General features: G+C 43.4%; 10 protein-coding genes and 1 other RNA gene. 4 read left to right on the top strand and 7 right to left on the bottom strand.

Annotation, left to right across the window (positions count from 1 at the left end):
• A partial coding sequence (locus GXP69_RS04710; protein ID WP_163912852.1) for a hypothetical protein occupies positions 1-1,131 on the top strand: 1,131 nt, incomplete at its 5' end.
• Positions 1,132-1,133: 2 nt separating this feature from the next.
• Complete coding sequence (locus tag GXP69_RS04705; RefSeq protein WP_163912849.1) at positions 1,134-1,631, top strand: hypothetical protein; 498 nt, start codon at positions 1,134-1,136, stop codon at positions 1,629-1,631.
• Positions 1,632-1,713: 82 nt separating this feature from the next.
• Here GXP69_RS04705 and GXP69_RS04700 read toward each other — a convergent pair whose 3' ends face one another.
• The 7 genes from GXP69_RS04700 to GXP69_RS04670 all read right to left on the bottom strand — a co-directional run bounded on the left by GXP69_RS04700 (position 1,714) and on the right by GXP69_RS04670 (position 10,266).
• The gene (locus GXP69_RS04700; protein ID WP_163912848.1) at positions 1,714-2,922 is read right to left on the bottom strand and encodes a site-specific integrase; all 1,209 of its coding nucleotides are present in this window, start codon (positions 2,920-2,922) and stop codon (positions 1,714-1,716) included.
• 479 nt (positions 2,923-3,401) lie between these two features.
• Positions 3,402-3,908, bottom strand: a complete 507-nt coding sequence (locus tag GXP69_RS04695) for a cupin domain-containing protein (RefSeq protein ID WP_394367350.1) — start codon at positions 3,906-3,908, stop codon at positions 3,402-3,404.
• Between the two features lie 256 nt (positions 3,909-4,164).
• The gene (locus GXP69_RS04690; RefSeq protein WP_204281896.1) at positions 4,165-4,410 is read right to left on the bottom strand and encodes a DEAD/DEAH box helicase family protein; all 246 of its coding nucleotides are present in this window, start codon (positions 4,408-4,410) and stop codon (positions 4,165-4,167) included.
• A 313-nt stretch (positions 4,411-4,723) separates the two neighbouring features.
• Positions 4,724-5,094, bottom strand: a transfer-messenger RNA (tmRNA) gene (gene ssrA, locus GXP69_RS04685).
• 213 nt (positions 5,095-5,307) lie between these two features.
• Positions 5,308-6,444, bottom strand: coding sequence for a transglutaminase-like domain-containing protein (locus GXP69_RS04680; protein WP_163912844.1), 1,137 nt, complete (start codon positions 6,442-6,444; stop codon positions 5,308-5,310).
• 45 nt (positions 6,445-6,489) lie between these two features.
• On the bottom strand, positions 6,490-7,875 hold the full coding sequence (locus GXP69_RS04675) for a S41 family peptidase (protein WP_163912842.1): 1,386 nt from the start codon (positions 7,873-7,875) through the stop codon (positions 6,490-6,492).
• 21 nt (positions 7,876-7,896) lie between these two features.
• Entirely contained in the window at positions 7,897-10,266 is a 2,370-nt protein-coding gene (locus tag GXP69_RS04670; protein ID WP_163912840.1) for an ABC transporter permease, read from the bottom strand.
• 350 nt (positions 10,267-10,616) lie between these two features.
• Here GXP69_RS04670 and GXP69_RS04665 point away from each other — a divergent pair, with 350 nt between their 5' ends.
• Together GXP69_RS04665 and GXP69_RS04660 are read left to right on the top strand one after the other, a co-directional pair.
• The gene (locus GXP69_RS04665; protein ID WP_163912838.1) at positions 10,617-11,987 is read left to right on the top strand and encodes a sigma-54-dependent transcriptional regulator; all 1,371 of its coding nucleotides are present in this window, start codon (positions 10,617-10,619) and stop codon (positions 11,985-11,987) included.
• A complete protein-coding gene (locus tag GXP69_RS04660) occupies positions 11,977-13,332 on the top strand; it encodes a sensor histidine kinase (protein ID WP_163912836.1) in 1,356 nt (451 codons plus the stop codon). The genes GXP69_RS04665 and GXP69_RS04660 overlap by 11 nt, the downstream gene beginning before the upstream one ends.
• Positions 13,333-13,430 lie beyond the last annotated feature (98 nt).

The raw sequence follows: 13,430 nt of genomic DNA, 5'->3' as shown, positions 1-13,430 counted from the left end.
AAGAACCTTTCTATTCTCAATACAGAAATACAAGAAAGCCAAAACATAAAAAACCCAGTCCCTACTACGCTTCCGGGCCCAGAGTATGTGGAGCAAATGTTGAACGATAACATTTGCTATATCTGTGAAAGAGCAGTTGAAGAAGGTACTGATGCTTATGCTGCGCTAAAGAGAAGAATGAATGATTTTGAAGTTAATGCACATAACAAATTACTTCAAGAGAATTATACAGACTTAAATAAATATAAGAGGAGATTACTAAGTGAACTTCCATCTATCAATGATGAGATAACTGAAAATAATAGAAAAAAGAGTAATCTAATCAAGAAACGTAACAAATTAAGTAAAGAGATAAACGATATTTTTACCGACCTAGGTTCTGATCAGAGATCTGATCTAGAAACAGGTGCAACAACTGCTCAACAAAATATAAACAAATTAAAGTCTTATCGAGCTGAAGTAAAAATAAAGACTACTAGACTTCATGCAGTAGAGAATGATTTAAGTAAAGCTAAAACAGCTTTAAATGAAAATAAAGCTATTAGAGATAGCTTTGTAAAAAAGACTGATACTACGATAGTTGAAAGTGTTGCATCTCATTATATACAGATGTTTGTTGATAGCATTGGTAAGTTGAAGGATATCGCCTATAAAAACCTAATTAATGAGCTGCAGTCAGAAAGCAATAGACTTTACGCCTTATATCTAGGCAACAAACAACAGGGAAAAATTGTGTTTGATAAAGGTGCCCGCATTGTGGATGAGAAAACAGGTCAGCAGCTTATAGACCTAAATACAGGTGAACTAGTTGCTGAAAAGCTTTCTGTCGCAAATTCGTTTTTATCATTAAGTGCTAAGAAAATGAATAGGTCTTACCCACTTATTGCTGATGCCCCCTCCTCTGATTTAGATAGCGATAATACTTACAACTTGACTGTTAACATTGGTAAATCTTTCGACCAAATTATTATCATGTCTAAGGATTATTCTCAGTTTACAGATGGTCAGCTAAATAATTTAATTGAGGAAGCAGACATCAAGAACTTCTACAAAATTGAGAATGTAATGATAGATTCAAATGGCCCTAATTCCAGAACCAATAAAAAGTCTGTTACCATAAAAGTAAAATAAGGATGAAGGATAAATTGATATTAGACGTAAACAAAAAGAAGGTTTGGTATGGGGCTGAAGTCTTAAAGGTGAGAGATTTGTTTAGCCGGAAAGAAGAGAAGGGATCGAATATCACAAAAAGTGATGATAAATTCTTCTCTAACTATTGGCAGGTTTATGCTTGGGCTGCAATTATTGGCTTTATAAATAATAAAAGAGTAACAGGTGCAACCCTAGATAATAGGACTTCATTTGAGTATCAAGTAATCTCCAATGCTTCAGAAAGTATTTCTTACGCATTGATTCTGATGGCTATCGGAAAAATTGAAGCTCAGACTTCTGCAGAAATATTAGATGCAAGAGAAATATTAACTATCATTAGTGAATACGCTGAAGGAGGAGCCAAACATGTACTCGAATTAAGAGAAACTCCAGGGTTAGAGTCTAAGTTTAATTATGCTGATGATTACTTTCTAGAAATTTTTGAACGGGTTGCTTCCCCTAAAGAGGTAGAAGCTTAAACTATTGTAAATAATGGTGTTTTAAAACGAGAACTTGTGTGGTAAACAGGGTTCTCGTTTTTTTCTCACCTATTGTATCTTTTTAGTCTTCAAATACATCCATTGCCTTATCAAGCTCTTCTGAAACTATCTTTGCATAAATTTGGGTAGTCTTTATTGATGCATGTCCCATCAGTTTAGAGACGTACTCTATACGCATTCCTTTCTTTAAGGCTCTAGTTGCCCAAGTATGTCTGCTCGAATGAAAACTTAAATTTCCAATTATCCCAATTTGAAGACCTATCGCTCTTATATCTTTGTTAGTGTAAGCAGTAGCAGATGATATTGCTCGGTATAAAACTCTAGGGTTTGTATAATCTTTATGTGGCTTTAAGACAGGAAAAATAAAGTCTTCTTGCCCTCTTCCCTCCTGCCTATACCTATCCAAAACTCCTACTGCTTTACTTGGTAGTTTAATAGAAACAGTGCTCCCCGTTTTATGTGTATCTATAATGATGCGCTCTCCATCGAAGTGCTTCCATTTCAATTGCAGGATATCAGATATGCGAAGACCGCCAGCATAGGCTGCAAACACATACATATTCCTATGGTGATACTTTCTGGTACCAGCTTTTAAAGGTAACTCCTCAATTTTCAGAAGTTGCTCCTCGGTAAGATAAATTTTAGTTGTTTTCTCAAGCTTAAGCTTGAACTTCAAAAATGGGTTCTGCTCATATGGGACGATGTCTTCGCTTACAGCTTCGTTAATGATGCGGCGAAACACTTTCAGGTTAGCGTGAATTGTGTTCGTGGAGTTTCCTACTTTGTCCTTTAAATGGCGTTCATAGGACTTCAGAAAGGTAACGCTCAGCTGGTCGAACAACAGGTCTTTCTTACCTAGAAACTCCCACAGCTTCGAGAAGATAGCTTTTGCTTTTGCAGCGGTGCTTACCTGATTGTTCTTCTCTAGGCCATCGATAAAGGCATCTGCGTATTTTAGGAAGCTTTCAGATTTCTTGCCTAGAACTGCTTCTTTGATCTTTACAGAGGAAACCGCCTTCTCACCTGTTTCCATGGACAGGGCTACACCTTCCGCTTCAGCGATCTTTACTGCCAGATAATTATTCAGTCTCTGTGAATTAGGGTGGGACTTCTTTACCTTTTTCTCCTTTTCGTTCCAGTGCTTGGGGTGCAGCTTGATGCCAAGAGATATATACTTGGCTGCGCGGTTCTTGATGATGCGAAGGTATAACGGGACCTCCCCCTGCGCATTTGCTTTTTCTGTTTTTAGTAAGATTTTTACGGTTGCCATAAGCGATAAATGATAGGTTGTAAAATTAGATTACCCTGTCATCATACCTCTTCACTGGAAAACCTTGAAAAGCGCCGGGATGCGCTTATATAAGGTCTAGTCGTAAAATAGGTAAAACAACAGGTAAAACATTACCTTCATTTACCTGCGTGGTCATGCATTAAACTGCTCCTTTTAAAAGCAAGAAAGCCTCACGATACTGCATTAGAACGCGTTTAAGCTATAGCAAAGGAAATCTCTTTGCTCCCTTCGCGACCACCGACAAAGCCACTTAGAGTAATCTGAGTGGCTTTTTTATTTTATCCTCTAAACTGGGGTGGTCTTCTTGATAAGAATTGATTTGTTTGAAATGTACTTTCAGTTCATACATTTACTACGCCTTACAATTACAGTTTTTAAACCAACACTCCGAAAGCAGATAGGTAGACCATCTATACACCATAAAAAAGCCTCTGTATCAGAGGCTTTCAATGTTGAGTTTATCTTCCAAAATCATCCTGTACCCGCACAATATCATCTTCATCAGACGGGTTGTTAGCATCAGTATGACGCCAGATTTCGGCCAGCACGCCCCAGTTATCTAAACCAACCAGGCGATGGCGTTCACCTTGTTGCAGTGTTATAGTTGTATCCGGGAGCAATCTTTGTAGTTCACCCTCTTCGTCTGTGTTGCTGGTTATTACGCCTACTTCTCCTCGCAACACTTTCCATATCTCAGCACGCCGATAATGGTATTGCCAGGATAATCTTTTATCAGGTGCTACGATTAAGATCTTAGGACTGAGTTTTCCTGAAATTTTAAGGTCTTCCAGAGCCACATTCCCAAAATACTTCTCTGCAAAACGAGGTGCCTGCTCTTCGTTTATCACAAAAAAACCACCCCAGGGTCTGTTAAAGTCTTTACTTGCTATATGAAAGCCCTGGCCGGTAAGTTCTTTCTCAACTTCGCTAAAAAACGTCTCTTTATCTTCTAATAAGGTCATCATGGTAGGGTGCTCTTAAGGGTACTGAAATATTGCTTATGTACAGGACTGTACTTGCACACAGAACTTAAGGTTACTTTGAATATAGAATAATAATTATCCTGAAGTATTAATATGCTTAAAAAAACTTTCAACAGAAATATCACTAAAAGGCCCGCCATTTACAAAACGACGGGCCTCTATAACTACAAAGGTAATACTTCTGGAAGATATGATTATAGTTATCCAGAAAGAAATATTTAGACCACAGGCTGGCTTCCTAAAACTTACGCTTTCTGGCTTTTTTTAGCAGGTCTTTGCGATGTGCTTTAGCAAGGCGCTTTTTCCGATCAGCTTTTTTAAAGAAATCGCTGTGGAAATTTGCTTTAGCCGTTTTGAAAATACCAGTTCCAACTGCAATATCAGATTTATTGGTGCATGCCAATCCTGATTCTGCTGAAACAGTAAATGGGAGAGCAACTATAAACAGTACCGAAACAAAGAGGAATAACTTTAAGGGCTTCATAAGTTTAAGTATATATTGGTTTATATTAATAATCATATACTCAATTAAACTTCATCGCCACTTAAATGTTTCAATATTTATAATTTATTTTATTTTTTATTGGACATATGATATTGCAGTGCAAAATAAAGAGCCCCTTTACCAATATTAATCGCTAAACTAAAGCACAAAAATTATAAAAAGAGAAGGAGTAGCAGGATAGAGCAGAAAGTTTAACTGCTTCAGGGAAAGTGCATTTTCAACAATTAGGTCGGTACTGGATTTTAAACAAAAAAAGCCCGTAGCTTTACGCAAGCTGCGGGCTTTTAATAAATGGTGGAGTAGCAGGGATTCGAACCCTGGTCCAGACAAGGAAACCGTCGTGCCTTCTACATGCTTAGGTTTATTCGGATTGTAGGGAGCTTGCAAGTATAAACCAAACTTATGCGCACTCCTTAGGTGCTTTAGTTTCGCCTGTGCACCACACCTTTACACAAGCTAGTAAATCGGATCGAAGCCTCTGATGTGCAAGCAGATTTACGAAACCTGCACGAGACTATGGCTAGTGCTTAATACCTAGATTAAGCAGCCATGGCGTAGTTATATTCGCCAGTTATTGTTCGAACGGATTTTTAACAGGTGGTACGTTCATCACCCGACATGCTTACACGCAATCTGCACAAGCTGTCAATTCCGGTCTACCCCATAAGTTAAAGAACGAATTCTTGTTGATTTATACTTCAAGAAGTATGCCACAAACATACGCAATTTTCTCTGATCTTGATGCCTGTGCGCTGTAATTTAAACACTTCTATTGTTCGTATAGTTCATCAGTTGCAAATCCTAGACCCTTCCGAAGTACGCATTACACACACATCGGAAGGGTTCAGAATAAACTAAAAACACACTAAACTATAGTTACTTCCGGGCTGTTCCTGTTTTAGTGCTCATTTCCGGAGCTTGATAAAAATCTGCTACAGATGTGGTGTATTTGCAGTAATCCAGCGGATTCACAATCTGGAAAACCTTTGGCTCTTTGGCCCCAACCGGCAGCAGCATCAGCGATTGTTTGCCATCTATCTTTTTACGATCCAAAGCTATGCCTTCGCGGTTATCGAATTTCACATCGAAGTAGTACAAGTAAGGGTATATCCAGTTAATATATTGTGTTTTGCTTGTGCCAGACAGGCTTCTAATCTCTAGTTTGTTGTAGTTATTAGCAATCGCCTGCTGAAACTCTACGGCATTAAGCGGCACATTATTCAGAACAGGCATTACATCAAACTGGCCGTCCAGCATTACCCATTTCTTCAGGTCTGGCAGGTAAACTTCCAGCAGCACGTGACCAGCACCATACTGTGTTGTTTCCACTTCTTTCATCTTCAAGCCTAAGCGGCGTGCAGGCAACCCGATGGCGTTCAGGGCAGCAGCTGTAACGGTGCCATACTCCACACAACGGAACTGCTTCCCAGCTTTGGCCTCGGCAAGTATTGTTAGGGCATCAGGCTTCGAAGGCTCGTTCATACCGTTATGGTTCCATTGCTGGTGCACCCAGTTTACCATGCGCAGTGCCCTTTCGGTATCGTTAGCCGCTCCAGCAACTACAGCATCCAGGTTATAATGCTCACGCAGGGTGTTCAGAAACTCGTTATCCTGATTCTGCTCATATACAAAACTAAAGGCTGGCTTGGTGTTGGCTTTGCTAAACTTAAGCGCATCAAACCCGAAGCCTTGTATCTCGGTAAGGGCGTAATCATTCCCGTTCAGCAGCACATAAAACTTCTTGGAGTCGCCTGGCTTTATTGTGAAGTTGATGGAGTCAGAATCGGTTTGGAACGAGAACTTTACTTTATTATTCGGCACAGACACTTTCAGGATATCCACTTCAAGTTCAGGCATAATGTTCCAGCTGCCTCTCACCCACTCGGAGCCAATTCTATAGTCGGCTTTGTTTGTAGCTGCTTTTATTACAGGTAAGCCTTTGTAGGTATTCTGAGCTATGGCCGGCGCCAGCAGCAACAGCATAGCCAGTAATAAGCATAATGTTTTTTTCATGGTTTTATGTTGTAAATAGATTGGTTATAAATGCTTTGCTTGGTGTTATTTGGCAGCTAACTTCTGCCCTTTCAGGTGTTTCAGGGCGCGGTCCAGCGCAGGGTCTTTTTTCTGAATGTAGTCCTGAAGCGTCATCTTTACTTCGATATCAGGTTTCACGCCATAGCCTACAAACGCGCGGCCGTCGGGGTAAGTGTCTTTTTTAGTACAGATGCGCGCTGTACCTCCTCCTGGTAGCTCAAACATAAAAGGCTGGCCGGTGCTGCCATTCGAGTTCTCACCAATTTTGGTCATGTGCTTCTGGTTATCGGCATAGATCAGGAAATCTTCGGCAGCTGATGTGGTTTTATGCCCGATGAGCAGCACCGTTGGCACAATTACTTTATCACTTTGCTTTACCTTGTTTCGGCTTGGGGTGTAGTCAAACTCATACATCAGTCTGTCCTGAAAAGCATTCAGTGATTTAGCTGCCCAGGCATTGCCCACAGTGTCTTTTGGCTCGGTAAACACGCCCCATGCTTTAAAGCTGGCCAGGTGCTGGCGCGTAGAATTCTTGGAACCATATAGCAGCGTGTCCGGAGAAAGGTAATCCAGAATCTGGCGACCTATGCTTGTAGAACCACCACCGTTGGCACGCAGGTCAACTATAAGGGCTTTGGCTTTGCGAAGTTCCGGCAGTTTTTCCAGGAACAGTTCGTTTATCTTGGGGTCATGGAAGGCATTCAGAGCCAGGTAAGCTGTCTGGTTTGGGTACCACTTCAGCTCCAGCAACTCGCGTTTCTCCATAGTTGGGTAAACTTCCTGCTCTGCTGTTTTGGCATGCGTCAGGGCCAGGTTTTTCACTTTGCCTTTGGGCGTTCTGTAAGTAATGTTATAGCTCTCCCCAACCAGACCACGCAGCATATTTTGTATCGCCCAATCCATGCGCACATACTCCGTTGACGAAGCAATGTAAGGCAACACATTTTTTTTCAAATGTTCGGCAGTCGGCAAACCATTTACTTCAATTATCTCACTACCCACAGGCACTTCATCTTTCGCGCTCAGGTTGATGCTGGTAACTATAGCTTTGTTATCAATATTACTCAGAAAGATCCGGTACTTGCCAAACATGCTGGTATACACCAGCGAGTCTATGCTTTTAGGAAAGTAAACATTGGTGTGGCCATCGTTTAACAAAACACAAAACTTCTGCAGCTCACGGTAATATTCGTAGTCATCTTTAGTTTGCTGTACTTTTGTAATGGCTTCGCGGTAGGCGTTATCCCACATGGTGCGGTCCACTTTATCCAGGTACACAAAGTTATAGTTTACTTCCTGCCAGAATTTAGATAAACCGTACACTTTATCGGCAGCTGAAATGGTGTTGGGCACTTGTGCCTGTGCAACTATAGTTACCAGCAGCAACAAGGGCAATAAGAGCTTTTTCATAGATTGATTTTATACTATAAATTATTCAGTTCTCAGGGAAGTAACCGGGTTGGCTATAGCTGTTTTAATGGCATGGAAGCTGAGCGTAACAATAGCGATAACTATAGTTGACACTAAAGCCATCCCAAAAATCCACCAGCTCAGTTCTGTGCGGTCTACATAATTATTCAGCCAGACGCTCATAAAGTACCAGCCCAGCGGCAACGCGATCAGGTTCGCGATCAGCACCAGCTTTAGGAAATCCTTGCTCAGCATGTAAACTATACTGGCTACTGAGGCACCTAACACTTTGCGGATGCCGATCTCCTTGGTGCGTTGCTCTGCGGTAAACAAGGCCAGGCCAAACAAGCCCAGGCAGGAAATAAAGATGGCAATGGCGGCAAAATACTTGGTCAGCTGGCCCATCACGGCCTCACTTTTGTACATCTTCTCAAAGTCTTCGTCCAGGAAGTGGTACTCAAACGGGAAAGCCGGATTGTGGCGCTTCACTATTTTCTCAACAGCTGCCAGTGCTTCAGGAGTTTGGCCGGGAGCAATGCGGGCATACAAATAGCGCTGGTTGGCATCCTGCAATCTCATAATCAGTGGCTGCATGGTTTTGTGCATTGAGCGTGAATTAAAGTCTTTCACTACTCCTATAATGTGCCCTCTCAGGTTCCAGATGTGAATAGGTTGCCCTACTGGGTCCTGCAGCTGCATCAGGCGTGCCGCTTCTTCGTTTATGATGAAAGCAGATGTATCGGTGCCAAAATTTTTCGAAAAATCGCGGCCATCATGCATCTGAATACCTAATGCATCGGCATAGCTATAGTCTACAGCCATCATCCCGAAAAGCAGATTTGAATTCGGGTCTTTCCCTTTCCACTTCACATCGCCTGTTGAATTGCTGATATCGAGCGGAATCTGGTCAGAGGCGCTCAGACCAACGATGCCCGGTATATTCTGCAGTTCCCGTTTTAGCACTTCGTAGCGTTTATTCAGGTCACCTTCCAGCTCAAAGTAAAGCACGTTTTCCCGGTTTAGGCCAATGTTTTTGGTGCGGATATAATGCAGCTGCAGGTATACGACCAAAGTGCTAATAATCAGCAAACCTGAAAGTATGAATTGGAACACCACCAAGCCTTTACGGAATACAGAAATGCGCTTGCTTACTTTGCCTGTACCCTTCAATACCACCACCGGATCGAAAGATGACAGGAAGAAAGCTGGGTAACTACCCGAAAGCACCCCGGTAACTATAGCCACACCAATTAAAAGGGCAAGTAAAGTTGGGTCAGATAAATCCAGTTCTACAGACTTACCGGTCAGTTCGTTAAAATGTGGCAGCAGGATTCCGGTTAAATTAAGGGAAACAAACAAAGCCAGAAACGCCACCACCACCGACTCTATCATAAACTGGCGCACCAACGATGATTTGCTGGCCCCAATGGCTTTACGCACCCCTACTTCTTTAGCGCGCTTGGCAGAGCGGGCCGTTGCCAGGTTCATAAAGTTGATGCAGGCAATCACCAGGATAAACAAAGCTACTACTGAGAACAGACGCACGGTTTCAATTCTGCCACCATTAGCTGTTTTGGTACCTTTAAAATCGCCGTATAGGTACATTTCGCTAACAGGTTGCAGAAACAGCTCTATGTTTGTGTCGGGAGAGTATCTTTTTACAAATGGGGCTATCTTCTTATTAACAGCCTCCAGGTTGGTGCCAGGCTGTAGCTGCACAAACGTACGGATGCCGTTGTTGTCCCATCTCTTCAGCCAGTGCCCATCCGGGTGATTAACCACATCCATAAGGGGCATCACCCATTCAAACTGCATCGATGAGTTTTCGGGAACATCCTGCATTACACCGGTAACTTTGTAGCTATCCCTGTTATCGATTTTAAACACCTTGCCCATGGCCTCGTTAGGGCTCCCGAAGAACTGGCTAGCCAGTTTAGCTGAGATAACTATAGAATTTGGCTGATCGAGTACCTGTGTCGGGTCGCCGTGCAGGAGCTTGAAAGAGAACATCTCAAAGAATGCATCATCTGTATAGCGGCCATTTACCTTTAAGACCTTATCCTGGTAAGCCAGCAATTTTTTCCACTCCCAGGTAGAGCTACGCACGGCATGCTTAATTTCCGGAATATCTTTCTCCAGCGCTTCGGCCAGCGGACCAGGTGTAGCGTCGGTAGTCAGGTTGTCGGAGCCAGGGTAGCTCTGCACTTCCATCAGACGGTACAGGTTATCTGTATCAGCATGAAAGCGGTCAAAGCTTAGTTCGTCGCGTACCCACAACAATATTAGTATGCTGCAGGTCATACCCAGTGCCAAACCTGATATGTTGATCAGGGAGAAAAGCTTGTGGCGCATCAGGTTGCGGTAAGCCATTTTAAGGTAGTTCTTGATCATAGTCTTAGAATTTTAGCGGCACAGGTAAAAAATCTTTTTTGAACAGCTGCAGGTTATCACCCAACTGGAAGCAGGTTAATGGAAATTAAGATGCCAGTTTTACAAAACATTGATTTACAACATTTAGCACTACATCAACATGCAAAGAGTGTACGCTTCTGATACACTTTTCAAAAGGACACCTGTGCGGATGCGTTACAGCATTTTGAAGTATAAAATGCGTGAAATTGTACTGTAGCAATGCCGGTAGCGAAAACAAATGCTGAAAGTATAGAACCTATAGTTCAGGCTAGTATAAATCCCCGAAATATTTATTTAAATTCGGTATCAGAATAAGAAATGCTTGCACTATGGCCACAGGAAAAACCGGTAGCGTTTTAATAGTTGACGACGAAAGCGATGTGCTTTTTGCGCTGAAGATGCTGCTGAAAACAGAGGTAAAAGAAGTAGTTACAGAGAAAAACCCGGACAACCTGCTCAGCTTGCTTTCTAAACAGAAGTTCGATGCCATTTTCCTGGACATGAACTTTAAAAGCGCCCTGAATACCGGCAACGAAGGTATTTTCTGGCTCAGGCAAATTCTGGAAAAAGACAAAGATGCTACAGTTATCCTGATCACGGCCTATGGCGATGTGGAGTTGGCGGTAAAATCGTTAAAGCAAGGTGCTTATGATTTTATAGTGAAGCCCTGGCACAACGACAAACTGCTGGAAACGCTGCACAATGCCCTGCAGGCCAAAAACGGCAAGAAGAACGGTAAAGCTACTATAGCCACGCAGCATACCACTATACTGGGTCAATCTGAGGCCCTGCAGGAAACCTTGCACAAAATAGAGAAGATTGCCCCCACCGAAGCCAACGTGCTGATACTAGGTGAGAACGGAACAGGAAAGGAATTGGTGGCACGCGCCCTGCACGAGAAGTCGTTTAGAGCCAACAAACCTTTTATAAGTGTGGATATGGGCGCCCTGACAGATTCACTTTTCGAGAGCGAGTTGTTTGGTTACAAAAAAGGCGCCTTTACTGATGCCCGCGAAGACCGCCCCGGCCGTTTTGAAGCAGCCAACGGTGGTACGCTGTTCTTGGATGAGATCGGTAACATTTCGCCGGCCATGCAGGCAAAGCTTTTAACCGTTCTGCAAAACCGCCAGGTAACACCACTTGGCTCCAACACGCCTGTGCCGGTTGATATAAGGTTGATTTCCGCAACCAACGAACCCATCTATGAACTGGCTGCCAAGAATCTGTTCCGCAAAGACCTGATCTACCGCATTAACACTGTAGAAATAACGCTACCACCACTGCGCCAGCGGCACGGCGACATTGAATTGCTGGTAAAGCATTTTGCGGAGATCTACGCACAGAAAAACCACAAACCTGTACCGGAGCTTGCTCCTACTACGCTGCAAAAGCTCAACCAACACAGCTGGCCGGGCAATGTGCGCGAGCTGCAACACGCTGTTGAACGTGCCATCATACTTGCAGAAGGCAACGTACTGCAGCCACAGGATTTCAGCTTCTCACCGATGGAAATGGCAACTATAGCCGCGCCAACTATACCCGCATTTGCTGCAGATGCCGGCATGCCGCTTAGCGAGATCGAGCGCGAAACCATTCGCCGTGTGATCGAAAAGAACAAAGGCAACATTTCGAAAGCTGCCAAAGAACTTGGCCTTACCCGCACCGCCCTTTACCGCCGCCTGAACAAATATGATATCTAAACGTCTGGAGCTCGGGCTGCTTGTCCGTTTTATCCTTTTGCTGGGCATGATGTTCGTCACGCTTCAGTACCTGACACAGTACACTTGGCTGCAGGTAACATCGGGCATACTGATTATGCTGGCACAGGTGTGGGAAATGGCGCGTTACGTAACACGCAGCAACAACGAGCTGGCTAAGTTCCTGGAAGCGGTAAAACAACGCGACTTTACACAACGCTTTAATGAGCACAGTAATTCATCGCTGCAGCAACTGCACCAGGCTTTTAATACTATAAACGATACTTTTAAGCAGCTGCACATTGAGCGGGAGGCCCAGTTCCAGTACATGCAAACCATACTGCAACTGGTAGATACCGGTATTATAGCTGTGGACGCGGAAACCGGCGAAGTGGAATGGGTGAATGATGCCTTTAAGAAAATGCTGGGTGTGCCTTACTTAAAAAGCATCAGCAGCCTGGAGAACCGCTACCCTGCTCTACACGAGTCACTACAAACTATAGCATCCGGCGAAAGTGCTCAGGTTAAGTTGAAACTACCTGCCGGGCAAGCGCAGTTACTGGTATCGGCTACGGCGTTTACCATGCAGCACCGCGACCTGCTGCTTATAGTTCTGAAAAACGTGAGCGCCACCGTAGATGCTACCGAAACCGAAGCCTGGCAAAAGCTGCTCCGCGTGATGACGCACGAAATTATGAACTCTGTGGCCCCTATTGCCTCGCTGGCTGATACGCTGGGCAAACACCTGCACATGGAACGGGAACGCTATAGTTCTGAACCCGATTCACCAGCCGATGTGGAATTACTGGAAGACACAGAAGAAGGAATCGGGATCATTAAAAAACGCAGTGAAGGTTTGTTACGCTTCACGCAGTTTTACCGCAACCTGAACAAGCAACAACACCTGAACCTGACCACCATTTACGTGCAGGAACTCTTTAAAAGCATAGACGCCTTAATGCGGCCGCGGCTGGAAGAAGAAGGCATCAGCTATAGTTGCAAAGTATCGTTCCCAGACCTAACTATAACCGGCGATGTAAACCTATTGGAACAGGTACTTATCAATCTGATCACCAATGCACAGCGTGCCGTACAAGGGCGACTAAATCCTGAAATTATGCTGATAGCCAGGCAACAGGACAGCAAGGTAACTATAGAGGTACACGACAACGGCACAGGCATACCGGAAGAGCTGCTGGAGAACATTTTTATCCCTTTCTTTACCTCGCATAAAGATGGCTCAGGGATAGGTCTCAGCTTATCGAAACACATCATGCATTTGCATAAGGGCACTATTCAGGTTGAGAGCCAGGAGGGTATTGGCACTACTTTCAGGTTGTTGTTCTGAGTGAACCTGTCTGGTTACTGCCCATCTATTTCTACTAAACCCAGGAATAGAATTTAACTATATTTATCATATAATAGATTTATCAAAGTTAAATATAG

This window comes from Pontibacter burrus, assembly GCF_010686685.1.
GTDB classification, from domain to species: Bacteria; Bacteroidota; Bacteroidia; order Cytophagales; family Hymenobacteraceae; genus Pontibacter; species Pontibacter burrus.
Note: the sequence above shows the minus strand (reverse complement) of the source record. Positions and strands in the feature narration are given on the sequence as shown.

Excerpts from the sequence above, each read along its gene's own strand:
- GXP69_RS04705 (WP_163912849.1), top strand. The coding sequence starts at position 1,134 with ATGAAGGATAAATTGATATTAGACGTAAACAAAAAGAAGGTTTGGTAT.
- GXP69_RS04700 (WP_163912848.1), bottom strand. The coding sequence starts at position 2,922 with ATGGCAACCGTAAAAATCTTACTAAAAACAGAAAAAGCAAATGCGCAG.
- GXP69_RS04695 (WP_394367350.1), bottom strand. The coding sequence starts at position 3,908 with ATGATGACCTTATTAGAAGATAAAGAGACGTTTTTTAGCGAAGTTGAG.
- GXP69_RS04690 (WP_204281896.1), bottom strand. The coding sequence starts at position 4,410 with ATGAAGCCCTTAAAGTTATTCCTCTTTGTTTCGGTACTGTTTATAGTT.
- GXP69_RS04680 (WP_163912844.1), bottom strand. The coding sequence starts at position 6,444 with ATGAAAAAAACATTATGCTTATTACTGGCTATGCTGTTGCTGCTGGCG.
- GXP69_RS04675 (WP_163912842.1), bottom strand. The coding sequence starts at position 7,875 with ATGAAAAAGCTCTTATTGCCCTTGTTGCTGCTGGTAACTATAGTTGCA.
- GXP69_RS04670 (WP_163912840.1), bottom strand. The coding sequence starts at position 10,266 with ATGATCAAGAACTACCTTAAAATGGCTTACCGCAACCTGATGCGCCAC.
- GXP69_RS04665 (WP_163912838.1), top strand. The coding sequence starts at position 10,617 with ATGGCCACAGGAAAAACCGGTAGCGTTTTAATAGTTGACGACGAAAGC.
- GXP69_RS04660 (WP_163912836.1), top strand. The coding sequence starts at position 11,977 with ATGATATCTAAACGTCTGGAGCTCGGGCTGCTTGTCCGTTTTATCCTT.